The 15,033-nt window shown below is 65.8% G+C and carries 13 protein-coding genes and 1 pseudogene; 2 read left to right on the top strand and 12 right to left on the bottom strand.

Going from position 1 to position 15,033, the window contains the following annotated elements:
• Positions 1–58: 58 nt before the first annotated feature.
• The 8 genes and pseudogenes from CYR75_RS13400 to CYR75_RS13365 form a co-directional block, all read right to left on the bottom strand.
• Positions 59–1,837 carry an ABC transporter ATP-binding protein gene (locus CYR75_RS13400; RefSeq protein ID WP_101500499.1) on the bottom strand — a complete coding sequence of 593 codons (1,779 nt, stop codon included), beginning with the start codon at positions 1,835–1,837 and terminating at the stop codon, positions 59–61.
• On the bottom strand, positions 1,834–2,778 hold the full coding sequence (locus CYR75_RS13395; protein ID WP_101500498.1) for an acetamidase/formamidase family protein: 945 nt from the start codon (positions 2,776–2,778) through the stop codon (positions 1,834–1,836). The genes CYR75_RS13400 and CYR75_RS13395 overlap by 4 nt, the downstream gene beginning before the upstream one ends.
• Positions 2,768–4,393, bottom strand: coding sequence for an ABC transporter substrate-binding protein (locus CYR75_RS13390; RefSeq protein ID WP_101500497.1), 1,626 nt, complete (start codon positions 4,391–4,393; stop codon positions 2,768–2,770). The genes CYR75_RS13395 and CYR75_RS13390 overlap by 11 nt, the downstream gene beginning before the upstream one ends.
• A 20-nt stretch (positions 4,394–4,413) precedes the next feature.
• Positions 4,414–5,334 carry an ABC transporter permease gene (locus CYR75_RS13385; RefSeq protein ID WP_101500496.1) on the bottom strand — a complete coding sequence of 307 codons (921 nt, stop codon included), beginning with the start codon at positions 5,332–5,334 and terminating at the stop codon, positions 4,414–4,416.
• Positions 5,334–6,233 carry an ABC transporter permease gene (locus CYR75_RS13380; RefSeq protein WP_101500495.1) on the bottom strand — a complete coding sequence of 300 codons (900 nt, stop codon included), beginning with the start codon at positions 6,231–6,233 and terminating at the stop codon, positions 5,334–5,336. The genes CYR75_RS13385 and CYR75_RS13380 overlap by 1 nt, the downstream gene beginning before the upstream one ends.
• A complete protein-coding gene (locus tag CYR75_RS13375; protein ID WP_158644660.1) occupies positions 6,230–6,820 on the bottom strand; it encodes an ANTAR domain-containing protein in 591 nt (196 codons plus the stop codon). The genes CYR75_RS13380 and CYR75_RS13375 overlap by 4 nt, the downstream gene beginning before the upstream one ends.
• Positions 6,817–7,923 carry a transporter substrate-binding protein gene (locus CYR75_RS13370; RefSeq protein WP_101500493.1) on the bottom strand — a complete coding sequence of 369 codons (1,107 nt, stop codon included), beginning with the start codon at positions 7,921–7,923 and terminating at the stop codon, positions 6,817–6,819. The genes CYR75_RS13375 and CYR75_RS13370 overlap by 4 nt, the downstream gene beginning before the upstream one ends.
• A gap of 340 nt (positions 7,924–8,263) precedes the next feature.
• Positions 8,264–8,572 (bottom strand): annotated as a pseudogene (locus tag CYR75_RS13365) (PepSY domain-containing protein); the annotation flags it as partial.
• Positions 8,573–8,715: 143 nt separating this feature from the next.
• Here CYR75_RS13365 and CYR75_RS13360 point away from each other — a divergent pair.
• Positions 8,716–9,375: a response regulator transcription factor gene (locus tag CYR75_RS13360; protein WP_101500491.1), complete on the top strand. Its 660-nt coding sequence runs from the start codon at positions 8,716–8,718 to the stop codon at positions 9,373–9,375.
• Complete coding sequence (locus CYR75_RS13355) at positions 9,372–10,724, top strand: ATP-binding protein (protein ID WP_101500490.1); 1,353 nt, start codon at positions 9,372–9,374, stop codon at positions 10,722–10,724. Before CYR75_RS13360 ends, CYR75_RS13355 begins: the two co-directional genes overlap by 4 nt.
• Positions 10,725–10,754: 30 nt before the next feature.
• Here CYR75_RS13355 and CYR75_RS13350 read toward each other — a convergent pair whose 3' ends face one another.
• The 4 genes from CYR75_RS13350 to CYR75_RS13335 are packed head-to-tail and all read right to left on the bottom strand — an operon-like array spanning position 10,755 to position 15,016.
• Positions 10,755–12,242 carry a tripartite tricarboxylate transporter permease gene (locus CYR75_RS13350; RefSeq protein WP_101500489.1) on the bottom strand — a complete coding sequence of 496 codons (1,488 nt, stop codon included), beginning with the start codon at positions 12,240–12,242 and terminating at the stop codon, positions 10,755–10,757.
• 13 nt (positions 12,243–12,255) lie between these two features.
• Positions 12,256–12,738, bottom strand: a complete 483-nt coding sequence (locus CYR75_RS13345; RefSeq protein ID WP_158644659.1) for a tripartite tricarboxylate transporter TctB family protein — start codon at positions 12,736–12,738, stop codon at positions 12,256–12,258.
• Positions 12,739–12,743: 5 nt separating this feature from the next.
• Complete coding sequence (locus tag CYR75_RS13340; protein WP_101500487.1) at positions 12,744–13,706, bottom strand: Bug family tripartite tricarboxylate transporter substrate binding protein; 963 nt, start codon at positions 13,704–13,706, stop codon at positions 12,744–12,746.
• A 14-nt stretch (positions 13,707–13,720) separates the two neighbouring features.
• Complete coding sequence (locus CYR75_RS13335; RefSeq protein WP_225972736.1) at positions 13,721–15,016, bottom strand: hypothetical protein; 1,296 nt, start codon at positions 15,014–15,016, stop codon at positions 13,721–13,723.
• Positions 15,017–15,033: the final 17 nt, after the last annotated feature.

Raw genomic sequence — 15,033 nt, 5'->3', positions numbered from 1 at the left:
AGGCGACCTCGCAGTCGATAAGCCGCGATCCGCCCGACTGCCATACTGACCTCTGTCGCTAAACGGACGCCTCCTGCATCGCGGCCCAATGGCCCGGCGCAACCTCGGTTTGCGGCCAGCGGTGGGGGCGGTCGCCGAGGGGGCGGATGGGGCTTGGCATGTCTTGTGCCTCGATGACCTTCGGGGGGCGTTGGTGCTGGGGATCGGGGACCGGGACGGCGGCCAGCAGGCGTCGGGTATAGGCGTGGGCAGGGCTTTGCAGCACCTGTTCGCGCGATCCGTGCTCGACGATCTGACCCAGACGCATGACCGCGACGCGGTCGGCCATCTGCTCGATCACCGCCATGTCATGGCTGACGAAGAGATAAGAGATCCCGTCCTCGGCCTGCAACTCGCGCAGCAGATCCAGCACCTGCGCCTGAACCGACACGTCCAGCGCCGAGACGCTTTCATCCGCGACGATGATCTTTGGCCCAAGCGCCAGAGCACGCGCGATGCAGACCCGCTGCCGCTGCCCGCCCGAGAATTCATGCGGATAGCGGTTCAGCTGATCCTGGGTCAGCCCGACGCGCTTGAACAGCCACTCGACGCGGTCGTTCAGCTCTGATCCGCGCGACAGCCCGTGCACCTTCAGCGGCTCTGCGACCTGATCGCGCACCGTCATCCGCGCATCCAGCGAGGCGCCGGGGTCCTGAAACACCATCTGGATGTCGCGGCGAACCTCGTTCAGGCCCCGCGCGGACAGCCCTGACATCTCGCGCCCGGCGACCTTGATGCTGCCCTGCCACGGAACGAGGCCCAGCAGGGCCTTGCCGATCGTCGATTTGCCGCAGCCGGATTCGCCGACCAAGGCCAGGGTCTCGCCCCGCGCGACGGAAAAGCTGACGCCCTCGACGGCGTGAACGCGCGCGACGGGACGGTTGAGGATGCCGCCGCGAATGTCGAAATTGACCACCAGATCCCGCACGTCCAGCACGGACTCGCTGGCGGGCTTGGCGATTCGTGGCGGCGCGTGACCCAGACGCGGAACGGCTGCGAGCAATTCCTGCGCATAGGCGGTCTGCGGGGCGGCAAACAGCGTCTCGACCGCCGCGCTTTCCTCGACAACGCCGTGGCGCAGGACGATGACGCGGTCGGCCATTTCGGCCACCACGCCCATGTCATGGGTGATCATCAGAACCGCGGTGCCGTGTTCGGCCTGCAGCGCGCGGATCAGGTCCAGGATCTCGGCCTGCACGGTGACGTCCAGCGCCGTCGTCGGCTCATCCGCGATCAGGATCTCGGGATCGCAGGCCAGCGCCATGGCGATCATCACCCGCTGCCGCATCCCGCCGGACAGTTCGTGCGGATACTGCCGCAGGCGCCGTTCCGGCTCGGTCAGGCGGACGTCGCGCAGCAGTTGCAGCGCGCGCTGCGGGGCGTCGCGGCGGGTGCATTGGCCATGCTCCAGCAGCACCTCTTGCAGCTGGGTGCCGATGCGCAGCACGGGGTTGAGCGACGTCATCGGCTCTTGAAAGATCATCGCGATCCGGGCCGAGCGGATCTTGCGATAGCCGCTGTCGTCCAGCTGCGTCAGGTCCAGATCGCCCAGCATGATCTGCCCCCCCGCGATGCGGCACATCGGCTTTGGCAACAGGCCCATGATCGACAGCGCGGTCATCGACTTGCCCGACCCGCTTTCCCCGGCCAGACACAGCGTCTCGCCCGCGAACAGATCGAAGCTGAGCCGGTCGAGGACGGTCATCGCGCCCTCGGTCGTGGCCACCTGCACGGTCAGGTCGCGCACGGTCAGCACAGGGCGGCGGGCGCCCTGTGCGTTGTCGGTCGCCGCGTTCATTCCAGAACCAGACGCGGGAAATAGAACGACACCACCCAGTTCGGCTGGTCCACGATTTCAGAGATGCGCAGATCGCCGCAGACCGAGCAGAGCATATAGGCATCGGTCGCCGACAGCCCGTGTTCGCGGCAGAGAAGGTCGATCATCCCCGACACCGCGTCACGCGCCCCCGACATCAGGTCGCTGCCGATCCCGGTCGTCGCCTCATAGCCTTTCGCGTCCAGATGCCGGGTCACCGGCCCCGGCGTCGTGAAGCGCGGGAAGGGCAGCGCCTGCTGCTTGATCAGGTCGAGCTTCAGTTCGACATTCATCGGGCTTTCAATGGCCGTGCCGCAGACCTCGCCGTCGCCCTGCGCGGCGTGGGTGTCGCCGATGGAAAACAGCGCCCCCGCCACCTCGACCGGCAGGTAAAGCGTGGTCCCCGCCGCCAGATCGCGGATATCCAGATTGCCGCCCATCCGGCGCGGCGGCACGATCGAGTGCGGCCCCGGCTCCGCCGGTGCAAGGCCGATGGTGCCGGCAAAGGGCTTCAACGGGACCCGCGCCAGATCGGAAAACAGCGCCGGCGCCATGGTCGCGGTGTCATAGGTCCAGATCTTCAGCGCCGGGTCGGTGAACTGATCCGCCAGCAGCCCAAAGCCGGGTATGTTCGCGGTCCAGCCCCAGCCCGAGGGGTGGAAGGCCGCGATTTCCACCTTCAGGATGTCGCCCGGCTCGGCGCCGTCGACATAGATCGGGCCGGTGACGGGATTGACCCTGTCGAAGGAGAGGTTGGCGATGTCGCCAACCCCGCTGTCACGGTTCAACTGCCCGCCCGAACTGTCGAGACATTCGAAGAACAGGCTGACGCCGGGCGCGACGGTTTCCACCGGCGGGATCGAGCGGTCCCAGCCGTGGTGATGGTTCACGCCGTGAATGGTGTAGTCGCAGTTATTGCACATTTTTCGAGAACACATAGTCGTAGTGAACGGGGATATGGACCGGGTCGGCAAAGATCTCGTCCGGCCCGCCAAGCTGGTCGGACTTGATCGTGAAGCGCTGTTCGTGGAAGACCGGCGCCCAGGGCGCGTCCTCCATGATCTGCAGATAGATCTCGCGCCACATCTGCTGGCGTTCCTCGGCCCGCGCCGGGTCGACGATGGAATCGGCCTCGGCCGCCTTGGCGTCCAGTTCCTCGTTGCAATACCAGGCCCAGTTCCAGCCCCCGGTGACGGCCCCGCCGCAGCCCAGGATCGGCCCGTAGAAGTTCGAGGGGTCGGGGAAGTCGGCGATCCAGCCCATGCCGCCCGACCAGATCATCGGCGCCTGATCCTTTTCGCCGCCGGCCGCGATCACGTTGGCCTGCGCGAGGCTGCGGATCTCGGCGGTGATGCCGATGGCCTTCAGGTCCTGCTGGATGGCTTGGGCGATCCGCGGGTTGGGGTCGGTGTTATAGACGAACAACTCGGTCTCGAACCCGTCAGGAAAGCCGGCTTCGGCCAGCAATTCCTTGGCCTTTTCCGGATCGAACTCATAGCCTTCATAGTCTTCGGCATAGCCGGGCATCGACGGCGGCAGCGGCTGGTTGGCCGGGATCGCGCGGCCATTGATGACCTTGACGATGCGGTCCTTGTTGATGGCCATGTTGACCGCCTGACGCACCTGCTTGTTGTCGAAGGGCGGCATCTGCGTGTTCATGGTAACATAGCCGGTGTGCAGCTGCCCGCCTTCGACCACCTGCTTGGCCTGTTCGGGGTCGTTCATCACCTCGAGGAACTGCGCCGGGGGGATGCCGTCGCCCGGAATGTCGGCCTGTCCCTGCTGCAGGCGCAAGAGCGCGACCACCGGCTCTTGCCCGATCTCGAAGGTGATCTGCTCCATCTTGGGCAGGCCCTCGTTCCAATAATCGTCATAGGCTTCGAACACGAGGCGCTGTCCCAGCGTCCATTCCGCCAGCTTGAAGGCCCCCGATCCGACCGGGTTCTTGCCGAAATCGTCGCCGAATTCCTCGACGGCTTCCTTGGGCACCACCATCGCGAAATTCAGCGCCATGACGTGCAGGAAGGTGGCGTCGGGGCGGGTCAGCGTGATCTCGACGGTGCGGTCGTCCAGCACCTTGACGCCCGACAGCCCGTCCGCCTCGCCCGCCGACTGCGCGTCGAAGCCTTCGATCATCGCAAAGAAGCCCGCACCGGGGCTTTTCGTCTCGGGATCGGTCACGCGATCCAGCGAGTATTTCACGTCCTCGGCCGTGATCTTGCGCCCGTTATGGAAGGTCGGGCCGTCGCGCAGGGTAAAGGTGAAGACCTTGCCGTCATCGCTGATCGTGTGGCTTTCGGACAGCTCGTTGCGCAGCTCGGTCGTGCCGGGTTCGTAATCCATCAGACCGTCGAACAGCGACTTGATCATCGACCAGTTCTGCCAGTCATAGCCGATGGCCGGGTCCAGCGTGGACACGTCGTCCTTGTAGGTGACGATCATCGAGCCGCCCTGCTTGGCGTCCTGCAGGCTTTGGCCCAGGGCGCCGGTCGCGGCCAGGGCAAGGGTCGCGGCCCCCGCCAGCAAAAGATGTCTCATGTCCTTCCTCCTCCGTGTTGTCATTTCAGCTTGATGCGCGGGTCGATCAGCGGCGCGGTCAGGTCGGCCAGCAGGTTGCCCAGAACGATGGCCGTGGCCGAGACCAGCGTCACGCCCATGATGATGGGGATGTCGACCCGCTGGATCGCCTGCCAGGCCAGCTGACCGATGCCGGGCCAGCCAAAGACGCTTTCGACCACCACGATGCCGGACATGAACAGCCCGATATCGATGCCGATCATGGCGATGATCGGCAGGATCGCGTTGGGCAGGACGTGGCGCAGGACGATGCGCCATTTCGACAGCCCGTTGGCGCGGGCGGTGCGCACGAAATCCTGTCCCAGCACGTCGATCATCGACGACCGCATCATCCGGCTGTACCAGCCGCCGCCCAGAAACCCCAGCGTGACCGCCGGCAGGACCAGATGCGCAAAGGTCCCATAGCCGCCGATCGGGAACCAGCCCAGCTTGACGGCAAAGACATACAGCAACAGGATGCCGACGACGAATTGCGGCGCCGAGATCGAGATGAAGGAAAAGATCATCAGCCCGTTATCCAGCCGCGAGTTCCGCTTGAGCGCGGCGATGATGCCGATGGTCAGCCCCAGCGCCAGTTCGCAGGCGATCGCGCCCGCCATCAGCAGCAGCGTCGCCGGCAGCCGCGAGGCGACCAGTTCCGACACCTCGGTCCGCTGCAGATAGGATCGACCCAGATCGCCCTGCAAAAGCCCGGTCAGATAGCGCCAGTATTGCACGAAGAACGGCTGATCCAGACCCAGCTGCGCGCGGATATTGGCGACCGTCTCGGCCGTGGCCGAACGCCCGGCGATCTGACGCGCCGGATCGGCAGGCACCAGATACAGCAGCACGAAGGTCACCAGCGTGATCCCCAGCAGGATCAGGGCCGATTGCAGAAGCCGCCGCAGGATATAGCTGGCCATCAGTGACGCCCCTTCAATGTCGGGTCAAGGATGTCGCGCAGCGCGTCACCGACCAGATTGAACGCCAGCGCCAGCAGCACGATGGCCGCTCCGGGCAGAAAGACCAGCCAGGGCGCGGTGCTGAAATAGGTCTGGTTTTCAAAGATGATGTTGCCCCAGGATGGGATCGGCGGCCGCACGCCCACGCCCAGATAGCTCAGCGTCGCCTCGAGCAGCACCGTGGTCGAGATCCCCAGCGTGCCGAAGACGACGATGGACGACAGCAGATGCGGCAGCAGATGCCGCAGGATGATCCGCACATGCCCCGAGCCGATCGAGCGTTGCACCTGAATGAAGTCCCGCTCGGTCAGCGAACGCGTCTCGGTATAGATCACCCGGCTCATCTGCACCCAGTTCACCATGGCGATCACCAGCGCCACGATCATCAGGCTGGGCTGAAAGATCGCTGCCAGCACGATGGCCAGCAGCAGCGCCGGAAACGCCATCATCAGATCGGTGAAGCGCATCAGGATCGCGCCGATCCAGCCGCCGAAATAGCCAGCGGTGATGCCGACGCCCGCGCCCACGATCACGGCGATGCCGTTCGCCACCACCCCGATGATCAGCGAGGTGCGCGTGCCCAGGATCAGACGCGAAAACAGGTCGCGGCCCAGCAGGTCGGTGCCGAACCAGAACTGCCGGTTCGGCGGCAGCGGCGCGCCCGACAGCGTCAGCCCGTCGAAGCTCTGCTCGAACGGGTCATGCGGCATGATCCACCCGGCAAACACCGCGGCAAAGACCATGATGACGATGATCGCCATGCCAAAGGCCGCACGCGGGCGGCGCATCAGCGCCGACAGGACCTCGACGATCCGGCTGCGAACCGGGACCGGGCCGGAGGCGACGGGGGTGTCGGTCATTTCTGCGCTCCTGCGCCGCTGCGCCGTTCGTTTCCGCGCCCCAGCAGCATCAGCGCCGCATCCTCGAGCGCGCAGCGTTCCACCATCGCCAGCGCGCGCAGCTTTTTCAGCGCGCGGGGCGCATCCGCGCGGTCCTGCTGCATGATGGTCTGGACGGCCTGGATCACCTCGAGCCGCAGGGTGTTGCGACGCGCCGCCTCGGCCGCGTCCTGCGCGATCCTGCGCCGCTCGGCATGGCGGGCGCTGGCCACCACCAGCGCGGAATACAGGTTCGCCAGCGCCGTCTGCGGCAGGAAGGCGTCGATCTGATGCGCCAGCGCCCAGTTGAGGCGGCTGGGGCTTTCCGACCCGACCAGCCCGACCATCGGCATCGGTGCCGCGCCCTTTGGCCAGGGCAGCTGCCGGTCATGGGCGGTGTCCAGATCGATCAGAACCAGATCGAAGGCCCCCTCGCCCAGTTCCGGCCAGCGTCTTTCGGCGGCGATCCCCAGCGCGGCAAGCCGCCGGTGCAGCTGTTCGCAGACCGGCGGCGCCGGGTGCAGCACCGCCGCGCGGCCACCAAGGAAATGCGTCATGGCCTGGCTCATTCGACCAACCTCAAGCTGGGGCGGTCCGCCGGGGCCAGAGGGGTGCGGGCCTGCCCGGTCTGGATCAGGTAGGGATCGGGCGGCACCGGGGCGGCGAAGGTTTCGACCACGTCGAACCGCCCGCCTTGCGCCACCGCGATGCGCGGCGTCAGTTCGGTATGACGATTGCCTGGGTCGATGCGCAGCGGGCCCAGAACGGTGTCGAGCCGCCGATCCTTGATCGCGTCGAAGACCCGGATCGGGTGATCGTCGCCCGCACTGCGGATGGCCTGCGCCAGCAGATGGATCGCGACGTAGCTTGTCGCAAAGAAGCACGAGGCGCGGGCGCCTCCGGCTTCTGCCCCGCGCAGGCCCTCGCCGCTTCCCGCGTCGAACCATGGCGCGATCGACAGCATCCCGTCGGCAGAGGCACCCATCTCGTCAAGATCGGCCTCGGTCTGGTTTGCGCTGACCAGCTGCGGCCGCGGCGTCAACCGCGCCATGGCGCGGACAAAGGCGTGGTTCGACGGCCCGATCAGCGAATTCACCACCAGATCGCAGCCGGTCTCGGCGATTCTCGTGACAGCCTCGGCACAGTCCCGGTCGCCCAGCAGGATGTGCTGCTCGCCCATGATCTCGACCCCCGCCGCGCTTAACCGCTCGCGGGCGATGCGCAGGGTCTCCCAGCCCCAGACGTAATCGGACCCGATCAGGAAGGCGCGCCGGTGGCCGGCCGCGATCATCCGGTCCAGCAGCGGCAGAAGATGCTGGTTCGGGCACCCGCCCAGATAGACGACATGGTCATTCGCCTCGAAACCCTCATAGGGGCAAGGATACCACAGCAATGCTCCATAGCGTTCAAGGACCGGGATCATGTCCTTGCGGCTCCACGAGGTGATGCCGCCGACCAGATGCCGGATCCCGCGTTCGGCCAGCAATTCGGCGGTCATGCTGCGGTAAAGCTCCGGCCGGCCCTGCGGGTCGACGTGATGCGCGTCGATGCGGACCGCGTCATCCGCCGCAAGCTCGCGGATGGCCAGCTGCGCCCCGGCCAGCGCATTTCGACCCAGCGCGCCATAGGGACCGGTGGTGGAAAAGACCAGACCGATATCGACCTTGTGCACACTGCCCTCCCCAAAGCCCGTGCCAGCAAAAAAAGCCCGACCACCTCATGCGAGGTCGACGGGCGCGATTGCCGTTACATTCTGTTCACGACAGTAAGCAGCAAAGTTGCGTAAAATGCAACCGACTTATCGAGAAGCTGTCGCAGAGGCGCCCGCGGTCGGAGGATTGTGACAAGGGGGCGGTCCGGCGCTGCAAGACGCGGTCCGCCCTTGGCGCACCGCCCGCCGCTTACCTCACGACAGCCGCCGGGGGCGCGCCGTTGCCCAGCAGCCCGTTCGGTGGGGGCAGGACCACGGGTGCGGTCATCGTCCGCGCTGGCTGGCGGCGGGTGTCGTGGCGGCGCTTCTTGTCCTCGCGATCATCGTCGTCATCGTCATCATCGTCTTCGCTTTTCCACTTGACGATCTCCAGGCTGGCGGGGTCGAGCTTGACCTTGAAGCGTCGGCCCTCGGCGTCGCTGCCCTTGATCTCATAGCAGCCATCGTCGATCTTCAGACGCCGCACGGTCCAGCCCTTCCCCTCGGCCAGCGCCGCGACGGCCGCGCGCGGCTGCCAGTCGGCCATGGGGACCGCGCAATCATCATCCGCCAGCGCCACCCCGGCCGGAAAGACCGCGAGAAAACCAAGAATTGTCAATGTTTTCTTCATAGGCCAAACTCCTCGTTGCGGCCGTGTCCTTTGCTGTTTGGCAGGCCAAGCTGACAGCAGCCTGAAGCAGCCTTTCGCCGCCGCTTCAGCTTCCCGTCAGCCGGCCGGGTCACAGAGGGGCAACGGGAACGAACGGAAACGACATGCGCATCCTGCTGATCGAGGACGACACCACCCTTGGCGCCGCCGTGCGCGACCAGATCGCCGCCGACGGGCAGTCGGTGGACTGGGTGACGCGTCTGGATGCCGCCGGCGATGCCATGCGCGGCGCGGGGTATGACCTGATCCTGCTCGACCTGATGCTGCCGGACGGGCGCGGGATCGTGTTTCTGAAAGCCCTGCGCGCGCGGGGCGACGCGACGCCGGTCATCATCCTGACCGCGCTCGATCAGGTGTCCGACCGGATCGAGGGGCTGAACGCGGGTGCGGATGATTATCTGGTGAAACCCTTCGACCTGGCGGAACTGTCGGCCCGGATCGGCTCGGTCGCGCGTCGCTACAGCGGCAATCCGAACCCGCTGATCGTCCACGGTCCGCTGCAGATCGACCTGGCCGCACGCAGCATCCACCGCGCCGGCAAGCCGGTGGCGCTGACGGCGCGGGAATGGGCGCTGTTCGAGGCGTTCCTCGCCCGGCCGGGGCAGCTTTTCTCCAAGCCGCAACTGGAAGAAAAGCTCTATGCCTTCGACAGCGAGGTCGAAAGCAACACGATCGAGGTCCATGTCAGCCGTCTGCGCAAGAAGCTTGGCGGCGCGATCATCCAGACCGAACGCGGCATGGGCTATCGGCTGGGCAAGCCGTGACGCTGCCGCGCAGCCTGCAGGCCCGCTTCGCGCTGTCGGTCGGGCTGGTGCTGACGGTGCTGTGGCTGCTGGCGGCGACGGTCACCGGGCTGATCGTGCGGGGTGAGCTGGACGAGGTCTTCGACAGCGCGCTGCAGGAAACTGCCGAGCGCATCCTGCCGCTGGCCGTGACCGAGATCGTCGGCCGCGACGAGGATGAGGTGACGCAGCGTCTGGCCCCGATCCGCGCGCATGACGAATTCTTCACCTATGTCATCCGCGACCCCGAAGGCCAGATCCTGCTCCAGTCCCACGCCGCCGATCCCGCCGCCTTCCCGGCCTATGACGGGCAGGGCTTTCGCCAGACCGCGACGCATCGGCTGTATAGCGACGCTGTGCTGTCCGGCACGATCCGCATCACCGTGGCCGAACCGCTGGCTCATCGCGCCGCGGTCGCGCGCTCGATCCGGATGAGCCTGATCCTGCCGCTGCTGGTCATGCTGCCGCTGGCGCTTGGCGGCATCGTGCTGGCGGTCCGCGTCAGCTTGACGCCCCTGCGCCGCTTCCGCGCGCGGCTGGACGCCCGCAGCGCCCGCGATCTGTCGCCGGTGCCCGCCGCGGATCTGCCGGCCGAGATCGCGCCGCTTGCCGCGACCCTGAACGGCCTGCTGGCGCGGCTGCGCGACGCCTTCGAGGCCGAGCGCAGCTTTGCCGCCAATGCCGCGCATGAGCTGCGGACCCCGCTCGCCGGGGCCATCGCGCAGGCGCAGCGGCTGGGTCTGGAAACGACAGAGACCACGACCCGGACCCGCGCGGCCGAGATCGAGGCCACGCTCAAGCGGCTGACCCGGCTCTCCGAGCGGCTGATGCAGCTTGCCCGCGCCGAGGGCGGGCGGCTGCGGATGGACGACAGCGCCGATCTGCGGCCGGTGGCGCGGCTGGTGGTCGAGGATCTGGCGCGGACCGTCGCGCCCGGCCGGATCGCGCTGACCCTGCCCGAGACGGAGGTGCTCTCCGACATCGACCCCGACGCCTTCGCCATCCTCTGCCGCAACCTGATCGAGAACGCCCTGCGCCACGGCGCGGACGCGGCCCCGGTCGATGTGACGCTGACCGCCGAAGGGCAGCTCATCGTCGCCAATGAAGGGCCGGTTGTGCCGCCGGAGACCCTGACCCGGCTGACCGCACGCTTTGAACGCGCGCAGGCCAGCAGCGATGGCAGCGGCCTCGGCCTCGCCATCGTCGCCGCCATCGCCGACCGGATCGGCAGCGAGGTGCTTCTGGAGTCGCCCCGGCCGGGTGAGGCCACAGGCTTCCGGGCCTCGGTCCGGCTTCCGGCAGATGGTCCTAAACCCTCGCGGGCGCGGTAGGTCGTCCGGCGTGAAACGGCTACAGCCTCCTCACGCCCCTTTCGGCTTCCGCAACCCGAAATAGATCGACAGCGCGCATAGAAGCACCAGCGCCAGCGAAAACGGCCGCGTGACGAACTGCATCAGCAGCGCACCGGCATCGCCCTGCACCAGCGTCAGCGCCCGCGACAGGTTCGATTCCGCCATCGTCCCAAGGACCAGACCCAGGACCATGGGCGCGCGCGGCACACCGAAGACCGAGAACATGTAGCCGATGAACCCGATCCCGGTCATCATCACCACGTCGCCGATCTGGCCGCGAATGGCGAACGCCCCGATGGTGGCCAGTGCGAGAATGGCGGTGGCGAGGATCTCTTCCGGCAACAGGATCACGCGGACGCAGTAGCGCGCGATGATCAGCCCCACCGGGACAAAGAAGATGTTGCTGAAAAACAGGCTGAAGATAAAGCCATAGGCCACGTTGGGCGTGTTCTCGAACAACATCGGGCCGGGTGCCAGACCGTGAATGATCAGCCCGCCCATCAGCACCGCCGTCACCGCGTTGCCGGGAATGCCCAGCGTCATCAGCGGCACCAGCGAGCCGCCCGTCACCGCGTTGTTGGCGGTCTCGGCCGCGATCAGACCTTCTTCCGACCCATGCCCGAACTTTTCTGGCGTCTTGGAACTGCGCTTGGCCGCGTCATAGGCGATGAAGCTGGCGATGCTCGACCCCGCGCCGGGGACGATCCCGACCAGCGTGCCGATCACGCTGGAGCGCACAAGGTTCAGCCAGTCCGCCAGCACATCCCTCAGCGTCTTGAAGGCGCCGCTGAAGCTGCTCTTGGTGTTGTCGGCGTCGCGCGCCTGCCTGTCCGACAGGATGCTGATGACCTCGGGGACGGAATAGAGGCCGATCAGCGAGATCACCAGCGGCACGCCGTCGTAAAGCGAGGGCATCCCGAAGGTCAGCCGCATCTCGCCCGTCATGGGGTGCATCCCCACGACACTGACGATCAGGCCCAGCACGCCACTGAGCAGGCTTTTCAGCAGATCGCCCTCGGACAACGAGGCGATGATGGTGACGCCGAAAACGGCGAGCAGGAAATATTCGGGCGCGCCCAGCATCAGCGAAAAGGCAGACAGCGCGGGCGCCAGGAACAGCAGCGCAAGCGTGCTGAACAGCCCGCCCAGACAGGACGCATAGACCGACAGCCCGATGGCCCGACCGGCCTTACCCTGCTGGGTCATCGGATAGCCGTCCTGACAGGTCGCCACGGCGGACGGGGTGCCGGGGATGTTCAGCAGGATGGCGCTGATCGACCCGCTGAAGGTCGAGGCGAGATAGATCCCGCCCAACAGCGCCAGCCCGACCTCTGGTGGAAAGGCGAAGGTGACGGGGATCAGTAGGGCCACGCCCATGGTGCTGGTCAGGCCCGGCAGCATGCCGATGAAGACGCCGCCGATCACGCCCAGCAGCACCGCGATCAGCATCGCCGGTTGCACAGCGGTCAGAAATCCGATGGTAATTCCGTCAAGCATCGCCAGCGTCCCCTCAGAAGATCATCAAGTGGCGGTCGAGGTCGAGCGTGCTGTCCGGCAGCGCCACGCCAAGAGCGGCAAAGAACAGGGCAAAGATAAAGGCCGCGATGCCCAGCGAAATCAGCACATAGGACAAGCTGAACCTGCGGCCGAACCCGACCAGCGCCGCCAGACAGAAGATCGCGGTGGACAGGAAAAAGCCCACCACGCCGATCAGCGCAACATAGCCCAGAAGCAGGATCAGGACCGTCGCGGCAGGGGCCACGCTGTCGGCCCCTGCGCCCGACGCCGAAGACGACGGACGCAGGAAGGACAGCAAAAGCCGCACCGCCGCCCCCAGCGCCAGCGAAACCGCCATGACGCGCAGGAAGATCGACGAGTTGTAAGAATAGGAAAACGCCTCGCCGACCAGAAAGACACCGGCAATCAGCATGATGGCCGAAAACAGCCTGTCACGCGTGACCAGAGGCGAGCCGGCAGAGGTTTCGTTTTCCACAGCGATCACTCCATCAGCGTGATGAACTGGCGCGTGTCAGCCATGGTCTCGTCCAGAAGGCCCGCGAACTCTTCGGCGCCCATATAGGTCAGCACGATCCCGGCGTTGTCGGCGGCGGCGATGAAGGCCTCATCCTGCAAAAGCTGCTCGAACGCGCCGGACAGATGGGCGACGCGGTCGGCATCGACGCCGGCAGGGCTGACCACACCGCGAATGGCGGTGCCGACGCCGGGCATGTTCTCGCCGGTCAGCTCGCTGATCGTCGGCACATCCGGCAGGCTGGGATGACGCTCCGGCGAGAAGACGCCCAGCGCCCGGACCTTGCCGGCATTGACGAATTGCAGCGCCGAGCTGGTCGTCAAAAGCGCCGCCCGCACCTCATTGCCCAGCAGCGCCGTGGCCGAGGGGCCGGAGCCGGCGTAGCTGACAAAGTTGATGTCCAGACCCAGCGTCTTTTCAAACGCCGCTGCCTGCAGGTGGACGTTGGATTGCGGACCATCGCCGGCGATGTTGACGCTGCCCGGCTTGCTTTCGATTTCCGCCTTGAGCGCGGCGAAATCGGTCAGGTCGGAATCGGCGTTCACGGTCAGCAGGATCGGGTCCGACTGGATGTTCGCGATTGGCTGGAAGTCGTCTTGCGAGAAGGCGACGCCCTCGCGCAGCAGTTCGATCATGAAGATCGACGGCGCGCTGAGCAGGCCGATGGTGTAGCCGTCATTCTTGGCCCGCGCCAGCCGGGTGAAACCTACCTGTCCGCCGGCGCCTGCCTGATTTTCGACGACCATGCGCGTGCCCAGATAGGGCTCGATATGCTGGGCCATCAGCCGCGCAACGGTGTCGTTCCCGCCGCCGGGGGAATAGGCGACGATCATCGTCACCGGCTTTTCCGGAAAATCCGCCGCCATCACCGGCATGGCCGAAGCGCCGGCCAACAGCAGCCCCGCCATAATTTTGTTCATGATTTTCATGATCTTCTTCCTCCCTAGCTATTCACGATCGACGAAACGTCGATTTCATACATCTGACGCTCATGCTGGTGCATGGAATCGATGCAGACACGCTGGCCGTCCTGGCTCCACCGGGGATGCAGGTCGCAGCGGTTGTCCTTGGTCAATGCCGGGTCGGCGTAAAAGCTGCCGACATCGTGGCGGACGTTGTTGTCCACGTCGAACAGGATCAGCACCCGTTCATTGGTCACCGGGTCGGGATAGGTGTCGGTCAGCAGCCAGCGCGTGTCGACCGGGGAATAGGTCATGTGCCCGTTCTCGGTCAGAATGCCCTTGCCGATGATCGTCACCTGTCCGTCATCCGCATCTTCATACAGATGATAGTGGATGGACCCGTCATGCGGCCCCCAGACGATGACTTGACGGTCATCGCGCCACAGCGGGTGCGAGATCTGGTATTCGGATTTCTCATAGTCGAAGGTGCCGACCTGGGTGGGGTCGAAATCCTCGGCCAGCTGCGGCAGCGGGTGGTCGGAACACTCCAGAATCCGCACATCGCTGCCATCGGGGTTCATCGTGATCAGCCGATGCAGGAAGCAGGTTTCATCCTCGACGCGCTCGGTCCAGCGATGAAGGAACAGGATACGGTCCGAGGACGGGTTGATCTCGATATGGCTGACCCAATGGATGGCCTTGTCCATCGACGGCCGGTGATCCAGCGCCTTCAGCCCGGCATAGCTGATCAGCATCTGCGTCTCGCCGGTTTCCAGATCGACGCGGTGGATGCCGTCATCGTCCGGGCACAGCGGCAGGTCGCGCTTTGGACCGTTTTCGCCGACATAGCCGATGGTTCGGTGGGTGATATACAGCCGCTGATAATCGACCGTCACGGCGTAGCGCCCGTTCGGTGCGGCGACAGAGATCGGCGTCTGCAGCAGGCGGGATTCGCCCGTTTCCAGGTCATGGATCACCGACCCAAAGCCGGGATACAGCTCACCCTCGGCCCGCACGTTATAGATCAGCCGCTGCCCGGCCGTCGCATCCAGCCATTGCAGCTGACTGCCCATCTGCCAGTTCCAGGCCGTGGTCGAGCCGATGACATGAAAGATGCTGTCGTCGGCCATCTCGTAATAGCCGATCTCGGCCACGGTTTCGGGGGTCAGTTCGAAATCGCGATCAGCGACCCGGTGACCCAGCAAAAGCCGGTCCTGCGCCCCCCAGTTGGTCTTGTCGTAATAGCCGAAAAAGTGGTGTCCGGGATCGCGTCCTATCCGCTTTACGGGACAGGGTTCATCCGACGGAGACCGCGACAGATCAGGGCTTGGGTTCACGGATACCTCGAAAGTTA

The sequence above is a fragment of the Paracoccus jeotgali genome (assembly GCF_002865605.1).
In the GTDB taxonomy this organism is placed as follows: domain Bacteria; phylum Pseudomonadota; class Alphaproteobacteria; order Rhodobacterales; family Rhodobacteraceae; genus Paracoccus; species Paracoccus jeotgali.
Note: the sequence above shows the minus strand (reverse complement) of the source record. Positions and strands in the feature narration are given on the sequence as shown.

What these genes read in the sequence shown, in the direction of transcription:
- CYR75_RS13385 (WP_101500496.1), bottom strand. Translation starts at nt 5,334, where the DNA reads ATGGCCAGCTATATCCTGCGGCGGCTTCTGCAATCGGCCCTGATCCTG.
- CYR75_RS13400 (WP_101500499.1), bottom strand. Translation starts at nt 1,837, where the DNA reads ATGAACGCGGCGACCGACAACGCACAGGGCGCCCGCCGCCCTGTGCTG.
- CYR75_RS13350 (WP_101500489.1), bottom strand. Translation starts at nt 12,242, where the DNA reads ATGCTTGACGGAATTACCATCGGATTTCTGACCGCTGTGCAACCGGCG.
- CYR75_RS13375 (WP_158644660.1), bottom strand. Translation starts at nt 6,820, where the DNA reads ATGAGCCAGGCCATGACGCATTTCCTTGGTGGCCGCGCGGCGGTGCTG.
- CYR75_RS13390 (WP_101500497.1), bottom strand. Translation starts at nt 4,393, where the DNA reads ATGAGACATCTTTTGCTGGCGGGGGCCGCGACCCTTGCCCTGGCCGCG.
- CYR75_RS13360 (WP_101500491.1), top strand. Translation starts at nt 8,716, where the DNA reads ATGCGCATCCTGCTGATCGAGGACGACACCACCCTTGGCGCCGCCGTG.
- CYR75_RS13380 (WP_101500495.1), bottom strand. Translation starts at nt 6,233, where the DNA reads ATGACCGACACCCCCGTCGCCTCCGGCCCGGTCCCGGTTCGCAGCCGG.
- CYR75_RS13340 (WP_101500487.1), bottom strand. Translation starts at nt 13,706, where the DNA reads ATGAAAATCATGAACAAAATTATGGCGGGGCTGCTGTTGGCCGGCGCT.
- CYR75_RS13395 (WP_101500498.1), bottom strand. Translation starts at nt 2,778, where the DNA reads ATGTGCAATAACTGCGACTACACCATTCACGGCGTGAACCATCACCAC.